The 15,038-nt window shown below is 72.7% G+C and carries 13 protein-coding genes and 3 riboswitches; of the genes, 5 read left to right on the forward strand and 8 right to left on the reverse strand.

From position 1 onward, the window contains the following. Positions 1-20 precede the first annotated feature (20 nt). The 7 genes from FB457_RS31325 to gcvT form a co-directional block, all read right to left on the reverse strand. Complete coding sequence (locus FB457_RS31325) at positions 21-707, reverse strand: hypothetical protein (RefSeq protein WP_486589207.1); 687 nt, start codon at positions 705-707, stop codon at positions 21-23. A 298-nt stretch (positions 708-1,005) separates the two neighbouring features. Continuing rightward, positions 1,006-2,292, reverse strand: coding sequence for an alkaline phosphatase family protein (locus FB457_RS31330; RefSeq protein WP_047018239.1), 1,287 nt, complete (start codon positions 2,290-2,292; stop codon positions 1,006-1,008). A gap of 147 nt (positions 2,293-2,439) precedes the next feature. Continuing rightward, on the reverse strand, positions 2,440-3,192 hold the full coding sequence (locus FB457_RS31335; RefSeq protein ID WP_047018240.1) for a transglycosylase SLT domain-containing protein: 753 nt from the start codon (positions 3,190-3,192) through the stop codon (positions 2,440-2,442). A 3-nt stretch (positions 3,193-3,195) separates the two neighbouring features. Beyond that, a riboswitch (cyclic di-AMP (ydaO/yuaA leader) is annotated at positions 3,196-3,356 on the reverse strand. Positions 3,357-3,870: 514 nt separating this feature from the next. Further along, on the reverse strand, positions 3,871-5,268 hold the full coding sequence (locus tag FB457_RS31340) for an L-serine ammonia-lyase (protein ID WP_047018241.1): 1,398 nt from the start codon (positions 5,266-5,268) through the stop codon (positions 3,871-3,873). 124 nt (positions 5,269-5,392) lie between these two features. Continuing rightward, entirely contained in the window at positions 5,393-6,676 is a 1,284-nt protein-coding gene (locus tag FB457_RS31345) for a serine hydroxymethyltransferase (RefSeq protein ID WP_145784056.1), read from the reverse strand. Positions 6,677-6,732: 56 nt separating this feature from the next. Then, entirely contained in the window at positions 6,733-7,107 is a 375-nt protein-coding gene (gcvH, locus tag FB457_RS31350; RefSeq protein ID WP_047018243.1) for a glycine cleavage system protein GcvH, read from the reverse strand. A 102-nt stretch (positions 7,108-7,209) separates the two neighbouring features. Beyond that, positions 7,210-8,343 carry a glycine cleavage system aminomethyltransferase GcvT gene (gene gcvT, locus FB457_RS31355; protein ID WP_047018244.1) on the reverse strand — a complete coding sequence of 378 codons (1,134 nt, stop codon included), beginning with the start codon at positions 8,341-8,343 and terminating at the stop codon, positions 7,210-7,212. A gap of 30 nt (positions 8,344-8,373) precedes the next feature. Beyond that, positions 8,374-8,491: riboswitch (glycine riboswitch) on the reverse strand. Continuing rightward, positions 8,492-8,590: riboswitch (glycine riboswitch) on the reverse strand. It abuts the riboswitch before it with no gap. A 164-nt stretch (positions 8,591-8,754) separates the two neighbouring features. On the opposite strand from gcvT, the gene FB457_RS31360 reads away from it, so the two are divergent. Continuing rightward, positions 8,755-9,318, forward strand: coding sequence for an AAA family ATPase (locus FB457_RS31360; RefSeq protein ID WP_253911437.1), 564 nt, complete (start codon positions 8,755-8,757; stop codon positions 9,316-9,318). A 47-nt stretch (positions 9,319-9,365) separates the two neighbouring features. Here FB457_RS31360 and FB457_RS31365 read toward each other — a convergent pair whose 3' ends face one another. Further along, a complete protein-coding gene (locus FB457_RS31365) occupies positions 9,366-9,965 on the reverse strand; it encodes a hypothetical protein (protein ID WP_253911438.1) in 600 nt (199 codons plus the stop codon). Between the two features lie 131 nt (positions 9,966-10,096). Here FB457_RS31365 and FB457_RS31370 point away from each other — a divergent pair, with 131 nt between their 5' ends. From FB457_RS31370 to FB457_RS31385, 4 genes are all read left to right on the forward strand, one after another. After that, positions 10,097-10,870 (forward strand): enhanced serine sensitivity protein SseB, encoded by a 774-nt coding sequence (locus FB457_RS31370; protein ID WP_047018247.1) that lies wholly within the window; start codon positions 10,097-10,099, stop codon positions 10,868-10,870. Positions 10,871-11,002: 132 nt separating this feature from the next. Further along, entirely contained in the window at positions 11,003-11,803 is an 801-nt protein-coding gene (locus tag FB457_RS31375) for an enhanced serine sensitivity protein SseB C-terminal domain-containing protein (RefSeq protein ID WP_145784058.1), read from the forward strand. Positions 11,804-12,173: 370 nt separating this feature from the next. Next, the gene (locus FB457_RS31380; RefSeq protein ID WP_047018249.1) at positions 12,174-13,172 is read left to right on the forward strand and encodes an ABC transporter permease; all 999 of its coding nucleotides are present in this window, start codon (positions 12,174-12,176) and stop codon (positions 13,170-13,172) included. Between the two features lie 116 nt (positions 13,173-13,288). Further along, the gene (locus tag FB457_RS31385) at positions 13,289-15,019 is read left to right on the forward strand and encodes an ABC transporter substrate-binding protein (protein ID WP_047018250.1); all 1,731 of its coding nucleotides are present in this window, start codon (positions 13,289-13,291) and stop codon (positions 15,017-15,019) included. Positions 15,020-15,038 lie beyond the last annotated feature (19 nt).

The following is a 15,038-nucleotide window of genomic DNA, read 5'->3' on the forward strand; positions in this document are numbered from 1 at the left end:
TCCCGGCACGTCCGAGGCGATCAGCGCAGCGCCGGTACGGTGCCGCCCGCTGCCCAGTCGACGCCCACCCCGCGCAGCCCGCCGCACCACCCGCCGGCGATCTCCGCGAGCCGGGCGGGGCCCGGCGGGGTGCGGCCGCGGCCGATCGCGTACCGGGCGAGGGCCGGCCCGGTCTCGAACGGCGGCGGCCAGGCGTGCGCGTCGGCCGCGCCGGCCTCCGCCAGCGCCGTGAGCAGTGCCGGCAGCCGCCCCCGTACGCGCCCCAGGGTCTCCTCGAACTCGCCTGTACTGCCGCGGCGTACGGTCAGGACCGCCCACGCCGCGTGCCGCCGGTGCAGCGGCGGCGGCGCCAGCAGCTCCGGCCAGGGGTCCGCGCCGGTCTCCGCCGCCTGCTCCAGGAAGGTCCAGGCGCGGTACAGCTCGTCGGCCAGCAGGTCGCGGAAGCCGGCGGTCACCTGCCCGGTGCAGGTGCGGACCGGCTCCGTGGGGGTGAGGACCGCCACCGGCGCCTGCGGTGCGGCGGCCGCGGCGTCGAGGGCGACCGGAATCCGCCAGTCCCAGGCGGCCCAGGTGCCGAAGAAGTCTGTCGGCAGTCCGGCGCGGCCGGGTCCTCGGCCTCGCGTACGGTACGGGCCGCCAGCACCGACCAGGCCAGCCCCGGCAGTCCGCCGAACGGCGCCGAGTCGAGGCCGCGGGCCCTCGCCCACGCCTTCACCCCGGTGGCCAGCCGGGCGAAGGCGGGGCGCCGGGCGGCGACCGCGGCGTTGCGACGCCTGGCACGCACGCTCGCTGCGTTGTCGGGGTCGGCCGAAGAGGCCCGCTATGCGGTCGGCCCTCCGCCTTGCGATCGCACGCACCAGACGCCTGGGGGTACCGCCCACGCGCGCTTGCGCGCTGTGGGGGAGCCCGCCCAGAGGGCGGACGGCGCTATGTGCCAGACAGGGCCCAGAAGCGCCCGGCGGCGCCGCTCCAGCGAATAACCCGGCTGCCCGGGCGGGGCCCGGGTCAGGGGAGCAGGGACTCCCGCAGCACCCGGCCCTCCGACTGCGCGGGCGGGGCGACACCGAGGATCGCCGACATGGTCGCCGCGAGGTCGACGTGGCGCGGATCGCGCGGCGCACGGCCGCGCCGGATCCGGTGGCCGGCCAGGATGAGCGGGACCGCGGTCTCCGCGCGGCTTCCGTGGCGGCCGTCGAAGCCCTCGGCCGGCGGGGTGAAGGAGAGCGCGTACGGCGCCGCCAGTTCGAGCACCAACTGGCCGTACTGGGGCGCCATCCGCAGCGCCGCCTGGTCCGCCTTGGTCAGCACCGCCGCGACGCCTTCGGCGTCCGCGAGCGCCGCGCGGGCCCGCTCGATCGCGGCGGCGTCGGCGGCCCCCGCGCCGAGGAGGTGCACGGAGGCGATGCTGCCGCCGGAGACCAGGACGGCATCGGTCTCCGGCGCCGGCCGGCCGCCGGACCCGATCACCTCGGGCGTGAAGCCCGCGGTGGCGAGGGCGGCGACCGCCTGCGCCGCCATCGGCGTCTTCCAGCCCGTCATGCCGTGGTCGCCGGTGACCACCCAGGTCGTCCGGCCGTAGAGGCCGAGGTCCTTGACCGTCCGGATCAGCCGCCCGATCCCGGCGTCGGTCTCGCGCAGGGTGTCGAGCATCCGGGGGTCGTCGGGCCCGAACGCGTGCCCGTCGCCGTCGAGGTCGCTGGAGTAGACCGCCAGGAAGTCCGGTCGCCGGGTGAGGGTCACCGCGGTGCCGCCGCTGTCGACGGGCCGCCCGGTGAGCATCGCGACCGCGTCGTCGACGCGCGCGCCGATGCGCCCGCCGGGCTGGGTGTAGAGGCCGTCGGGATCGCCGTACGAGGTGCCCTTGTCCTGGAGGATGAACCACTGCGCGGACCCGATCCGGATGCCCTGCGGCCGCCACGCCTGGGCGAGGCCCTCGACCGCGCTGTCGCGGCTCTGGCCGCGGGCGACGCCGGCCGCCTCGTCGTAGTAGTAGGCGGCGTTGCGGGTGCGGTCCGGGTGGGCGCCGCAGGAGACGGCCGTCCACGACTGGTTGGTGATGCTGGCCATCACGCCGGTGCTGGTGGTCAGCGAGCCGGCCCGTACCAGCGACGTCAGGTGGGGCATCGGCGCACGGCCGTCGAGGTAGTCGATGCCGAAGCCGTCGAGGGCGACGAAGATCAGCAGGCCGCGCGTGCGGGCGGCGTGCGCGGGCACGGCGGCGAGCGGCGACGCGAGCGCGCCGGCCACGGCGCCGGCGAGGACACCGCGTCGGGAGAGAGAGGTGGCGGACATGGGGCGACCGTAGAAGCGAAACGCTCCCGGCCGGCGAGCACGGGGTGAACGGGCCGCGAATTCCCGCGTCCGTGCCGTCCGGACGCGCCGCGGGCCTCACCGCCGGAGCGGAGGGCGCCGGTGGGGACACCGGCGCTCTCCGGTGGGTCAGTACGGCCCGTAGACGTTGTCGATCGAGCCGTACCTGTCGGCCGCGTAGTTGCACGCGGCGGTGATGTTGGCGACCGGGTCGAAGCTGTCGGTCGAGGTGCCGGGTACGTGGTAGGCATCGAAGGTGGGAGCGATGACCTGGAGCAGGCCCTTGGAGGGCGTGCCGTTCACGGCGTTGATATCCCAGTTGTTGATGGCCTGCGGGTCGCCAGCGGACTCCCGCATGATGTTGCGGTAAATGCCGTCGTAGGTTCCCGGGATGCCGTGCTCGGCCATGATGTCGAGCGACTCCCGGATCCAGCCGTCGAGGTTGTCCGGGTAGCTCGTGACGGACGCGCTCGTGGTCTTCAGGCCGGACTCGGATTCCTTCGGCTCGCTCGTGTCGGCCTTGGCGCCGAGGGAGAGTTCAAGGCCGGGGAGGATGAAGTGCGGGTTGTCGCCGACGGCCTCGCGGTTGTCCTTGTACAGCTTCTTCCAGCCGCCGCGTACGCCTTCCTTGTCGGCGATCTTCGCCAGGGAATCTCCGGCGACCACGGCATAGGTGGCCGCTGCCGCGCCGGTGGTCGCCGCGGCGGGGGCCTCGGCGCGTACGCCGGTCTGGGGGGCGGAAGCGGGGACGGAGCCGGCGGCGGATGCCGAGGACGCGCCGATCAGCGGGGCGGCGATCGCGACGCCGCTGACGCCGGCGAAAGTGATGCCGCGGCCGATCAGACGCAGCTTGGGACGGCGGTGCTTACCTCTTGCGGGCATGGGTCTTTCTCCTCCTGCGCCTGCGAGGTGAGCTGTCGGGTTCGGGCTGGAGATGCCCGGCCGCACCGCGGTGCGACTTCACCCCAAGCCGTTCCGGAATCCGGGCCGGCGACTTACCTATGGGTCCCCCGCTCCTGCCGTGTGTCATTAGGGAACGGTTTCCGGATGGCGGCAGGATTCGGCGTCCACCCGGCTGGCGGAGACTTAAGCATGTCTTTCCGGTCCGGACAAGCTGCGGAACTCGTCCGGCCAATACGGGACCGGCTCACGGGCCGGATGGGCGCCGCCGCGGAAAGCGGAGAGGGCCGCAACTCGCTTTCGGAACACGGAAACTGTGAATTCCCCCCGCCGGTGCCCGCGGCCGAACGTGATTCGCGTCACCGGACGGAGGGGGCCAGTCGGTCAGAGGCGGGGGGGGGGGGGGCGATCGGGGGCGAATCCTTCAAATAGTACGTATCGCCCGTCGGGGAATATCCGACAAGTCCGTTTGTTCTTGGCCGTCCGGTGACGCGTATGAGCGGCGGGAATTCACGAATTCATCGCGGAGAACCCGTTCGCCCGTGAGGGCGAAGGGGCGTCAACTGCCCAAGGGGAAAGGACGTTTTCCGGATCGCCGCCGGATTGCGGGCGGAAAAGGGGGAGTTGGCGGCGCCGCCGGAAAGGCACTCGCCAACTCCCTCAGCACTCCACCACGTTGACCGCGAGGCCGCCGCGGGCCGTCTCCTTGTACTTGACCTTCATGTCCGCACCCGTCTCCTTCATCGTCTTGATGGCCTTGTCGAGGGAGACGAAGTGCTGGCCGTCGCCGCGCAGTGCCATGCGGGCCGCCGTGATGGCCTTGACCGCCGCCATGCCGTTGCGTTCGATGCACGGGATCTGGACCAGGCCGCCGATCGGGTCGCAGGTCAGGCCCAGGTTGTGCTCGATGCCGATCTCGGCGGCGTTCTCGACCTGTTCCGGGGTGCCGCCGAGGATCTCGGCGAGGCCGCCCGCGGCCATGGAGCAGGCGGAGCCCACCTCCCCCTGGCAGCCGACCTCCGCGCCGGAGATGGAGGCGTTCTCCTTGAAGAGCATGCCGATCGCGCCGGCCGCGAGGAGGAAGCGGACCGCGGTGTCTTCCTCCCCGGCGCGGCTGTCCCTGCCCGGTACGAAGTCCGCCGCGTAGTGGAGGACCGCGGGGATGATGCCCGCCGCGCCGTTGGTGGGGGCGGTGACGACGCGGCCGCCGGCGGCGTTCTCCTCGTTGACCGCCATCGCGTAGAGGGTGACCCACTCCATCGCGTGCGCCGCCGGGTCCCCCGCCGCGCGGAGCTGGCGGGCCTCGCCGGCGGCGCGGCGGCGGACCTTCAGGCCGCCGGGGAGGATGCCCTCCCGGCTGGTCCCGCGGGCGACGCAGTCGCGCATGACCCGCCAGATCTCCAGCAGCCCGGCGCGGATCTCCGCCTCGGTGCGCCAGGCGCGCTCGTTCTCCAGCATCAGCGAGGAGAGCGACAGGCCGGTCTCGCGGGTGCGGCGCAGCATCTCGTCCGCGGTACGGAACGGGTGCTTCAGCACGGTGTCGTCGAGCTTGATCCGGTCCTCGCCGACCGCCTCCTCGTCGACGACGAAGCCGCCGCCCACCGAGTAGTAGGTCTTCGCCAGCAGCGTCCCGCCGTCCGCGTCGTACGCGGCCAGCGTCATGCCGTTCGCGTGGTACGGCAGCGAGCGGCGCCGGTGCAGGACGAGGTCGGCGGAGGCGTCGAAGGGGATCTCGTGGTCGCGCCCTATCTCGGCGCCCAGCAGGTGCAGCCGCCCGGTGGCGCGGATGCGCTCCACCTCGCCCTCGGCCCACTCGATGTCGACGGTGCGCGGCGAGTGGCCCTCCAGGCCGAGGAGCACGGCCTTGGGGGTGCCGTGGCCGTGGCCGGTGGCGCCCAGGGAGCCGAAGAGTTCGGCGCGTACGGCGGCGGTGTGGGCCAGCAGGCCCTCGTTCTTCAGCCGGCGCGCGAACATCCGGGAGGCCCGCATCGGGCCGACCGTGTGCGAGCTCGACGGGCCGATGCCGATCGAGAAGAGGTCGAAGACGGAGATGGCCACTCGGGACTCCCTTGTCCTTGCGTGGGGCGTGCGCGTGCGTGGTGCGGGTGGTGACGGGTTGCGCGTACGGCCCCGGGCCCGGCCGCCCGCCGCGTCGAAGCGGCGGGCCGCCGGGCCGTACGGGCTACAGGCCGGGGTACAGCGGGTGCTTCTGCGCCAGGGCCGTGACCCGGGCGGCGAGTGCGGCCGTCTTCGGATCGTCGGAACCCCAGCGGGTGAGGGGTGCTTTGAGGGCTTCCGCGATGACGTCGGCGACCTCCTCGAAGTCCGCGGCGGTGAAGCCGCGGGTGGCCAGCGCGGGCGAGCCGATGCGCAGGCCGGAGGTGATCATGGGCGGGCGGGGGTCGTCCGGGACCGCGTTGCGGTTGACGGTGATGCCGATCTCGTGGAGCCGGTCCTCGGCCTGCTGGCCGTCCAGCTCGGACGCGCGCAGGTCGACCAGGACCAGGTGGACGTCCGTACCGCCGGAGAGCACCGAGACGCCGGCCGCGCGGGCGTCGTCCCGCAGCAGCCGCTCGGCCAGGATCCGGGCGCCGTCCAGCGTGCGCCGCTGCCGCTCGCGGAACTCCTCGGACGCGGCGATCTTGAAGGACACCGCCTTGGCCGCGATCACGTGCTCCAGCGGGCCGCCCTGCTGGCCGGGGAAGACCGCCGAGTTGATCTTCTTGGCGAGGGCCTGGCGGGAGAGGACGACCCCGCCGCGCGGGCCGCCGAGGGTCTTGTGCGTCGTGGTGGTGACGATGTCCGCGTACGGCACGGGGTTGGGGTGCAGGCCCGCGGCCACGAGACCGGCGAAGTGCGCCATGTCGACCATCAGCAGCGCGTCGACCTCGTCGGCGATCCGGCGGAAGCCGGCGAAGTCGAGCTGCCGCGGGTACGCCGACCAGCCGGCGATGATCAGCTTCGGCCGCCGCTCCTTGGCCAGCCGCTCGACCTCGGCCATGTCGACCTGGCCGGTCTCGGCGTCGACGTGGTAGGCGGCGACGTCGTACAGCTTGCCGGAGAAATTGATCTTCATGCCGTGGGTCAGGTGCCCGCCGTGGGCCAGGTCCAGGCCCAGGATCGTGTCGCCCGGCTTGAGCACCGCGAACATCGCCGCCGCGTTCGCCGACGCGCCCGAGTGCGGCTGGACGTTCGCCGCCTCGGCGCCGAAGAGCGCCTTGACCCGCTCGCGGGCCAGCTCCTCGGCGACGTCGACGTACTCGCAGCCGCCGTAGTAGCGGCGGCCGGGATAGCCCTCGGCGTACTTGTTGGTGAGGACCGAGCCCTGCGCCTCCAGCACGGCGACCGGGGCGAAGTTCTCCGAGGCGATCATTTCGAGGGTGGACTGCTGGCGCTTGAGTTCGGCGTCCACGGCGGCGGCGACCTCGGGGTCGACCTCGTGGAGCGAGCCGTTCAGAAGGGACATGGGACCTTCCGGGGAAAGAAGAGGGACGCGGTCGGGCGGGGCTGCGGCGGCGGAGCTCAGCCCGCGGTGAACTCGGTGTACTCGGCGGCGGACATCAGGTCGGCGGCCTCGGCCGAGACGCGCACCCGGAAGAGCCAGCCGTCCTCGAACGGGCCGGAGTTCACCAGCGCCGGGTCGTCCACGACGTCCTGGTTGGTCTCGGTGACCTCCCCGGTCACCGGCGCGTAGAGGTCGGAGACGGACTTCGTCGACTCCAGCTCGCCGCAGGGCTCGCCCGCGGTGACCGCGGCGCCCACGTCCGGCAACTGGACGAAGACGACATCGCCCAGCGCGTTCGCGGCGTGGGCGGTGATGCCGACGGTGGCGACGCCGTCGGCGGTCGCGACCCACTCGTGTTCCTTGCTGTAGCGCAGGTGCTCAGGGTTGCTCATAAGGCGATTCTCCAGGATCGGGACGTCAGAGGCGTAAAGGGGCGCTGGTGGCGCGGTCGGGGGACTGCCGCGGGAAGGGGCCGGTGGCTCTCGCGGAGCCGGTCAGGGGCGCTTGTAGAACGGCAGGGCGACGACCTCGTACGGCTCGTGGCTGCCGCGGATGTCGACGCCCACGCCGGTGGCCGCCGAGGGCCCGGGACCGGCGTGCGCGGCGTCCACGTACGCCATCGCGATCGGCTTGCCCAGGGTGGGGGAGGGGGCGCCGGAGGTGACCTCGCCGATGCGCCGGCCGCCGGCCACCACCTCGTACCCGGCGCGCGGCACCCGCCGGCCCTCGGCGACCAGGCCGACCAGCACCCGCGGCGGCTCCGCCGCGGCGCGCCCGGCGGCCTCTTCGAGCGCCTCGCGCCCGACGAAGTCGCCGGGCTTGTCGAGCTTGACGACCCGGCCGAGCCCGGCGTCGAAGGGCGTGAGCGCGGTCGTCAGCTCGTGCCCGTAGAGCGGCATGCCGGCCTCCAGACGCAGGGTGTCGCGGCAGGAGAGCCCGCACGGCACCAGGCCGTCGTCCGCGCCCGCCGCGGTGAGCGCCGCCCAGACGGCGGCCGCGTCCGCGGGGCGTACGAAGAGCTCGAAGCCGTCCTCGCCGGTGTAGCCGGTACGGGCGATGAGCGCGTCCGCGCCGGCGACGGTGCCGGGCAGGCCCGCGTAGTACTTCAGGCCGGCCAGGTCCGCGTCGGTGACCCGGCCCAGGATCTCCTGCGACCTGGGGCCCTGCACGGCGATCAGGGCGTACGCGTCCCGGTCGTCCCGCACCCCGGCGCCCGGGAAGCCGGCGGCCCGTTCGGCGAGGGCGTCCAGGACGACCTGGGCGTTGGCGGCGTTCGCGACGATCATGTACTCCTCGTCGGCGAGCCGGTAGACGATCAGGTCGTCGAGGATGCCGCCGTCCTCGCGGCAGATCATCGTGTACCGGGCGCGGCCCGGGCGCACCGCGGAGAGCCGGCCCACCAGGGCGTAGTCCAGCAGGTCCGCGGCCTGCGGGCCGGTGACGGCGATCTCGCCCATGTGGGAGAGGTCGAAGAGGCCGGCGCGGGTGCGCACCGCGACGTGCTCCTCGCGCTCGCTGCCGTAGCGCAGCGGCATGTCCCAGCCGGCGAAGTCGGTCATGGTGGCGCCGAGGGCGCGGTGCGTGGCGTCGAGCGCGGTACGGCGCGGTGCAGGGCTCTCAGTGGTCATCGTCAGGCTCCCGGACAGGGGGTGGTCGTGTCCTCCCCATCTGTCATCGGAACCTGAGAGGTTCGCCACGACCCCGCGGGAGCGTGGCTTGCACCTTGGGTGGGGCGGCGCCGGCGCTCGGCCGGGCACGCCCGCTTTTCAGATCTGCCTCGCCCGCGCGGTGACTGGTGCCTGAGAGATTCAAGGGAGGACTTGCTCCTTCGGCGCCCGGTGCGACGAGGCACCGGGACTCTCCCGCGCGGGTTCGAACGGCCGGTATGCAGTTGGCGGGGGCCATCATTGCACGCGCCCCCGACCGCGGGACAGGGGAAGAAGTGGGAGGCCGCCTTCCGTTGCGTCCTTGTCGAGTCCCGCCGCTGTTGCGAGGCTTGTGGACGGCAAGAGGCGGCGGTGCGGGGCGTGGGAGGCAGCGTGACGGTGGAGCAGGCGGCCTCCAGAGAACGGCTTCGATATCCGGAGGGGGACATCGTCGTGATCTCCGGGCTGCCGGGCAGCGGCAAGAGCACGCTCATGCGCCGCACGCAGCCGCCCGCCGCGGTCCGGCTGATCGACTCGCAGTACGTGCGCGAGCGCTGGGCGCGCAAGCTGGGCAGGCGGCTGCCGTACGCCCTCTACCGGCCGTTAGTCCGCATCGACCACTACGCGCGACTGCGCCTGGCGGTCCGCGCGGGCGGCAGCCTCGTCGTGCACGACTGCGGCACGCTGCCGTGGGTGCGCTGGTGGCTGACCAGGCAGGCCAGGCGGCACGGGCGCGGGATGCACGTCGTGGTGCTCGACGTGCCGGCGGCCGTGGCGCGGGAGCGGCAGGCGCGGCGCGGGCGCGCGGTCTCGCGGTACGCCTTCGCCCGCCACCGGTGGGCGCACCGCAGGCTGCTGGACTGGGCGAGCGCCGGGCAGCCGGCGGAGGGCTGCCACTCGGTGCTGGTACTGGACGGCGAGGCGACCGGGACGCTGCGCTCGATCAGCTTCGGCTGAGCCCGGGCGGGCGGCTGCGCGCCGGGACCGGCCCCGCGCCGGGACCGCTACGCGCCGGAGCGCGCCGGCAGCTTCGGCGGTACCGCCGCGTTCGGCGGCGTCTGCGGCACCTGCCCCGCCGGCACCAGCCCGCTGGCCGCCGTCGCCGAGAGGACCCGTACCAGCGCCGTCACGGTCACCGGGGACCGCTCGGCCACCGCCGCCCGGTCGCCCGCCCGGCCGGCCCGTACCAGGCGGGCCAGCTCCTCCCGCAGCGAGCCGACGGCCTGCGCCAGGGCGGTCGTCTCCCGCGCCTTCATCGACTTCACCGTGCCCTTGGTCCCCGCCGCCGCGCCCACCGCGTCCAGGTGCGCGCGCACGTCGGGCAGCGTGCGCGGGTTCTGCCGGCCGCCGTCGGCGACCGCCTGCCGGACCTGCTCGACGGTCCTGGCCGTGGCGGCGGTGAGCTGCCCGAGCTCCCCCAGCAGGTGCAGCGTCGAGGGGTCGACGTCGGTGAGGGCCGGGGCGGAGGCCGCGGTCCTGCCGCCGGGGTGCCCGCCCCCGGCTCCGTCCCCGGCGGCGGGCCCGGCCATGCCGAGCACGAGGGCGCCGCCGGCGACGGCGGGGACGACGGTGGCGGCGAGGCCGGCCATTCGGTTCGTACGCATGGAAAACGGGCTCCCTGTCGCGAGGTCATGAGGGTGAGGGGACTCCACCGTGGGCAGGTGCGGGCTTCGCCCGCGAGCGCTCGCAGCCGTTAGGGTGCCGACGTTCATCCCCCGAGAGTTGGCTGGTCCCGATGAGCTTCGACTACCGCTCCCCGCAGCCCCCCGCCACGGGCGGCTTCCCCGGCAACGAGCTGGAGGAGGTGCTCGCCGCCTCGCTCGGCAACCCGCAGGCCGCCCCGCGGCTGCTGGAGGTGCTGGGCCGCAGCAGCCTCTGGGTGCCGCTGCCCGCGGGCGGCGGGCCCGACAGCCCCTCGCTCCCCGTGCCGACGACCGAGATAGGCGGCGCGCCGTACGTGCCGGTGTTCTCCTCGCAGGAGGAGTTCCTGCGGGTCAGCGGCTCCCACATGTCGTTCACCGTCGCGCCCGCCCGCGAGTTCGCCCGCGGGCTGCCGCCGCAGGTCGGCATCGCGGTCAACCCCGGCGGCACGGTCGGCGTGCCGCTGCCGCCCGCGGCGGTCGCGGAGCTGTGCCGGGACCGCGGGGCGGCGCGGCTGCCGGGGGAGGCGCGCGGCGGCCGGGTGCGGCTGTTCACGCCGGACTGGCAGGACGACCCGGTGGACTTCCTGGCGGTCGCGCGGGAGGAGTTCGAGCGGATCGGGGTGGTACGCAGCGCGCGCCGGGGGCTCGCGAGCGTCGAGGGCGGTGCGGTGCAGCTCTACATCGGGGTGGAGCTGCTGGACACGTACGACGAGAGCAGGCAGGCGACGGTGGAGGCGCTGGGCCGCGCGCTGGGCGCGCAGCCGGTGCCGTGGAAGGTCCAACTGGTCTTCCTCGACGCCGCGGTGGACCCGGTGATCACCTGGATGCGGGCCAAGGTCGAGCCGTTCTACATCCGGGTCGGCTGACGCGGTCAGGCTCTAAGCTGGTTTGATGACCTTTCCGGGCGTACACGCGTGCCCGGGAGCGGCGGGAGCCGAGACGAAGGGTTGGGGCCCAGGGTGAACGGGGGCGCGAGCGGGCGGGCGCCGGGAGCGGGTGTGGACCAGTTGGTCCGCGAGGTGGCTCCCGGCAGGTACGACGCGTACGAGGCGCTGCTCGCCGCGCTGGCCGCCGGGCAGGTGTGGATGCTGCTCTGGCAGGGCCGCCCCGACTCGCCCGACGCGCAGTACGGCAGCATGCAGATCGAGGGCCACGCCTACGCGCCCTGCTTCAGCTCCGACCGCGAGCTGGCCGCCAGCGGCTGGGCCGGCGCCCACGAGCCCGTCGCCGGGGCGGAGATCGCCGCCGCGCTCTACCCCGACCGCTGGGGCCTCTGGCTCGACCCGCACGCCGCGGGCGGCGGCGTCGGCGTCCCCTGGCTCGACCTGCGCCGGGTGGCCACGGGCCTGGACCGGCTGCCCGCGGGCCCGCTGCGGATCGCGGAACCGGTCGTGGACGTCGCGCAGTTCTACGCCCTGCTGGGCCAGACCGCCCACCGCACCCCCGCCGTGCGCACGCTCTGCCGCGCCTGGGTGCAGCCGGTGCTCGGCGAGCCGTACCTCGCCATCGGCATCGACCTGTACGACACGGGCGCGCAGTCCGTCGCCGCGGCGCAGTCGATGATGCAGGAGTCCGTGGCCGCCGTGCCCCCGGGCCTGGCGGTCTCCACGGTGGCGCTGGCCGACGACCACGACCCGGTCGCGATGTGGATGCGGGCGAACTCCCGGCCGTTCTTCGACCGCGGCGCCTACGGCGGCGGCCCGGCCGCCCCGCCCGCCGGCTACGGCTACCCGCCGCCGCACTCCGCGGGCGGCGCCCCGCAGTCCGGCTGGCAGCCGGGACCCGCCCCGCAGTTCTGAGCCGCCGGCCCCGCAGGACCCTCCCGTCCGACTCCGTTATATCCGTACTATCCCGATATCGGGCCGGTGAAGATCCGCTCAGCGGCGGTCGGATGTCCGGATAACGGTTATCCACTGCTTCGCATCACGTTTGCGCATCCATTCCCCTTGGGGTCTGGCGAGTGATCGCAGGCGCATTGAAGACTCCCCCCGCAGGAAGCTGTCGTTCCCCTGTGCGACGGCAGCGCTTCACGATCACCCGGTACGGGCACCAGGCACGACGGCACCACGGATCACGGCACCACGGCATGACTTGCACCAGCGAAGCGATTGAGCCGCTACCGCGGCAGACGACGGCGGGACGCCGCCGCTCGAGAGGGGTCCCCACAACATGACGGCACCTATCGAGACCACCGGCGCCACCGAGGCGACGCCGGAAGCTCTCGTCGAGGGCGTGGACAAGAGCCGGATCGAGGGCCGTTCGCTCGGGCGTATCGCCTGGATGCGGCTGAAGCGCGACCGCGTCGCCATGGCCGGCGGCGTCGTCGTGGTGCTCCTCATCCTGATCGCCGCGCTCTCCCGGCCGATCCAGTCGGTCTTCGGGCTCGACCCCAACAAGCTCAACCAGGACCTCGTCGACCCCTCCCTGGCCACGCCGTACGGCTCCTTCGGCGGCATGAGCTGGGACCACCCGCTGGGCGTGGAGCCGCGGCTCGGCCGCGACATCGCCACCCGGATCCTGGAGGGCTCCTGGGTCTCGCTGCTCGTCGCCTTCGGCGCGACGCTGGTCGCCGTCGTGATCGGCACCGTCCTCGGCGTGATCGCCGGCTACTACGGCAAGTGGGCGGACACGATCATCAGCCGGACCATGGACACGTTCCTGGCCTTCCCGGTGCTGCTCTTCGCCATCTCCATCTCCGCCGCGCTGCAGGGCGGCGCGTTCGGGCTGAAGGGGCTGCAACTCCACATCGGCGTGCTGATCTTCGTCATCGGCTTCTTCAGTTGGCCGTACATCGGCCGCATCGTCCGCGGACAGACGCTCAGCCTCCGCGAACGCGAGTTCGTGGAGGCCGCGAAGAGCCTGGGCGCGCGCGGCCCCTTCATCCTCTTCCGGGAGCTGCTGCCGAACCTGGTGGGGCCGATCCTCGTCTACTCCACCCTGCTGATCCCGACCAACATCCTCTTCGAGGCGGCGCTCAGCTTCCTCGGCGTGGGCATCCAGCCGCCGCAGGCCTCCTGGGGCGGCATGCTGAGCAGCGCGATCGACTACTACCAGGTCGATCCGATGTTCATGGTCGTACCGGGCGTGGCGATCTTCCTGTCCGTGCTGGCCTTCAACCTCTTGGGCGACGGGCTCAGGGACGCACTCGATCCCAAGGGCCGCCGATGACACCGATGACCCCAAGAAGCAGCCTGGGCGCGGCACCCGCCGTTCCCGCTCTCGTCCCATCACTCCGAACCAGGGGGCAACGCCTCACCATGAAACTCAGGTCGAAATCAGCCGCCATGCTCGCGGTTGCCGTCTCGGTCGCGCTGACCGTCTCCGCCTGCGGCGGTGGCGGCAACGACGACTCCTCGGACGGCGAGGGCGGCGGCGCCGCCGCGAACGCGGCGATCGATAAGGTCCTCAACGCCTCCGACAAGAAGGGCGGCACCCTCGTCTACGAGTCCGCCGACGTGCCGGACTCGATGGACCCGGGCAACACGTACTACGGCTACGTGTGGAACTTCAGCCGCCTGTACGCGCGCTCCCTCATGACGTACGCCCCCGGCCCGGGCGCGCAGGCCGCGGAGCCGGTGCCGGACCTCGCCGAGGGTCCCGGTGAGGCCACCGACGGCGGCAAGACCTGGACGTACAAGATCAAGAAGGGCGTCAAGTACGAGGACGGCACCGAGATCACGGCCGGCGACGTCAAGTACGCCGTCGAGCGGAGCAACTACGCCCGCGACGTGCTCTCCCTCGGCCCGAACTACTTCGCCCAGTACCTGAAGAACCCGGACGACTACAAGGGTCCGTACAAGGACAAGAGCGAAGAGGGCATCTCGTCCATCGAGACCCCGGACGACCACACGATCGTCTTCAAGCTCGACCAGGCGTTCCAGGAGTTCGACTACCTGGTGGCCATGACCCAGACGGCGCCGGTGCCGCGGGACAAGGACAACGGCTCGGACTACCAGAAGAACATCGTCTCCTCCGGCTCGTACAAGTTCGAGAGCTTCGACCTGGACAAGTCCGCCACCCTGGTCCGCAACGACCAGTGGGACCCCAAGACGGACAAGATCCGCAAGCAGCTCCCGGACAAGATCGAGATCCGGTTCAAGGTCAACGCCGAGACCATCGACAAGAACATCGAGGCCGGCAAGACCCACATCATGTTCGACGCCCTCGGCGTCACCGGTCAGACCCAGTCCCAGCTCCTGCGGGACAAGTCCAACATGATCGACAACCCGACCGGTGGCCGGCTCACCTACCTGGCCATGAACACCCAGCTCGCGCCCTTCGACGACGTCAACTGCCGCAAGGCCGTGGAGTTCGCCGTCGACAAGGACTCCTCGATGCGCGCGCTCGGCGGTGAGCCCAAGGGTGACATCGCCACCACCGCGCTGCCCCCGGACGTCCCGAGCCACGAGGCGTACGACGACCCGTACGCCACCGAGGGCAACAAGGGCGACGTCGAGAAGGCCAAGGCCGCGCTGAAGGAGTGCGGCAAGCCCGACGGGTTCGACACCGTGCTGACCGCACGCACCGAGCGGCAGGACGAGATCGACAACGCCACCGCGATCCAGGCGGCCCTGAAGAAGGTCGGCATCAACGCCGAGATCCAGAAGTTCCCCGGCGGCAAGTACTTCACCGACTTCGCGGGCTCCCGCAAGTGGACCGAGGACAACAACGCCGGTCTGTACATGATGCAGTGGGGTTCCGACTGGCCCAGCGGCTACGGCTTCCTGCAGCAGATCGCCAACGGCGGCGCGCTCGGCGAGTCCGGCAACACGAACATCTCGTACCTGGACGACCCGGAGATCAACAAGCTCCTGGACGACTCGATCGCGAACCCCGACAAGGCGGCCCGCGCCAAGGCGTACGCCGAGGTGGACAAGAAGATGCTGGAGACGGCGGCCATCGTGCCCCTCTCCTACTTCAAGGTCCTGCACCAGCGTTCGGACCAGCTCACCAACCTGGTGGTCTCGCAGGCGTTCAGCGGTCAGTACGACTACCTGAACCTCGGCCTGAAGTAGCATCCCCACCGGCTGCGCG

The organism is Streptomyces sp. CNZ287, assembly GCF_007827615.1.